3 protein-coding genes are annotated in these 1,586 nt (G+C 67.0%); all 3 read right to left on the bottom strand.

Features of this window, described 5'->3' with window-relative positions; all coding sequences use genetic code 11:
- Window positions 1-131: 131 nt before the first annotated feature.
- On the bottom strand, window positions 132-938 hold the full coding sequence (locus VHR41_01205; GenBank protein ID HEX3232782.1) for a hypothetical protein: 807 nt from the start codon (window positions 936-938) through the stop codon (window positions 132-134).
- A complete protein-coding gene (locus VHR41_01200; protein ID HEX3232781.1) occupies window positions 886-1,248 on the bottom strand; it encodes a hypothetical protein in 363 nt (120 codons plus the stop codon). Before VHR41_01200 ends, VHR41_01205 begins: the two co-directional genes overlap by 53 nt.
- A gap of 72 nt (window positions 1,249-1,320) precedes the next feature.
- On the bottom strand, window positions 1,321-1,586 hold a 266-nt coding region (locus VHR41_01195), incomplete at its 5' end, for a hypothetical protein (GenBank protein ID HEX3232780.1).

Raw genomic sequence — 1,586 nt, 5'->3', positions numbered from 1 at the left:
CGCCTCGGCCCCCAGCAGCCCGCGCACCTTGGACCACTCGCTCCCGCTCAGCGCGGGCAGCGCCGCCGCGTTCTCCTGCCGGGCTCGGGCGCGATCATTGAGCGCCGATTTCCGGTGGTGTCTGGGAATAGCTACCTCGGTTTGGCCGGGTAAGTAATCCACTCCCAGAGGGTCCACACGTGACCCGTCAGTCCCGCGGCCATCGCCGGGGTGCGGGGTTGCCAGTGACCATCCTCTCCGGCAACTCGTAACGTCCTCACGCACCAGCAGAAATTATAGCTGTACCCGATGAAGTACGACGCAGCGTGGTGCAGGGCGATCTCCTTGGAGAAGCCGTAGGTCTTGCGATGCTTGCGGCGGTTCTGATGACGGTCCGTCCCGTTGTGCCGCTCGACGAATGACGTATTGATCGTCGTGCTGACCGTCGAGCGATCCAGCCACGCCTGCAGTAACGCCAGTGTCCCGTAGACCAGAGTCCGCACCACCTCCACCACACGCCCCTTCGCCCGCCGCTTCCGCACGGTCGCGTAGCACAGATCCTCCGGCGGGACCTTCACGGGCTTGGGCGGGCGGCCCGGCCCCGGACGCTTCGGCCGGGGCCGCTCGATACCATAGACCTCCTTGATTGCCGTCTCATACGGGGCATGCTCGTCGCTGGTGAAGAGCAGATCCGTCCTCCCCGCCGTCCGGTCGTGGACCTCCTGGATGACCTGCTCGCAGGCCGCGCCCTCCCGCTTGCCCGGCACCAGGCACAGCAAGAGCCGGCTCTCGGGATCGACGGCCGTATGGTCCCGGTCATCACCCCGCAGGCGGTCCAACGGGTCCAGCGGATCGCACGCCTTCTCCTTCTGGTAGACGAAGCCCCACTTCTCATCAAGTTGGACCTCACGCGTCTCGGGGGGAAAAGGCCACCAACTCCCGGTGGAGGGGCTCGGCATGGGCGCCGGCCAGGGCGATGTAGCGCGTGACCGTGTTCTTATCCACCTTCACCAGGCGACTGGTGGCGCGAGTCCCACAGCCCTCTCGGATGTGGTCCAGGACGGCATGGACCTTCGCGTCGGGCAGCCGGGCCTGCTCCAGGACGGTGCCCTTGCGTTCGGAGAAGCGAGCCTTGCAGGTGCGGCAGTAGACCATCCGGATGCGTCGGGTCTTGCCGCTGTAGCCGCGGAAGGTGAGATTGCCGAGGCCCCGGCGGCCGGCCTCGGGGCATTGGGAATTCTGGCAGCAGAGTTGTTCGATGGGATGCATGCCGGTCCATCCGGATCGCAACAGTCACGAGACACACCACTTGGACGGATCGCTCCCTCCGCTACCAGCATCTCAAGGGGCGGCAGCCAAGGCCAGACACCACCGGAAATCGGCGTTGAACAGCAGTTCGACTTGCCGGCGCACTCGGTACAAGACCCAGAGCGCCTCCGCCGTGAACCGCTCCGCCGCGAGGTCGGTGACCATCACCGTCCACCGGCACAGGAGCCGCTGGGCCTGGCTGAGCTTGCGGCCCTCCTTCTTCCGCTTCGCGCGCGGCCGCTTCAACCGCGCCTCGGCGACCGCCGCCGGGGTGCGGACCGCCATCGGCCGACAGGTCA

Source organism: Gemmatimonadales bacterium (assembly GCA_036265815.1).
Lineage (GTDB): Bacteria > Gemmatimonadota > Gemmatimonadetes > Gemmatimonadales > GWC2-71-9 > CAVVWJ01.
This window is presented reverse-complemented; position numbering and strand designations above follow the sequence as displayed.

Bases quoted from the DNA above. Each gene is read 5' to 3' on its own strand.
- VHR41_01205 (HEX3232782.1), bottom strand. From the start codon at position 938: ATGCCGAGCCCCTCCACCGGGAGTTGGTGGCCTTTTCCCCCCGAGACG.
- VHR41_01200 (HEX3232781.1), bottom strand. From the start codon at position 1,248: ATGCATCCCATCGAACAACTCTGCTGCCAGAATTCCCAATGCCCCGAG.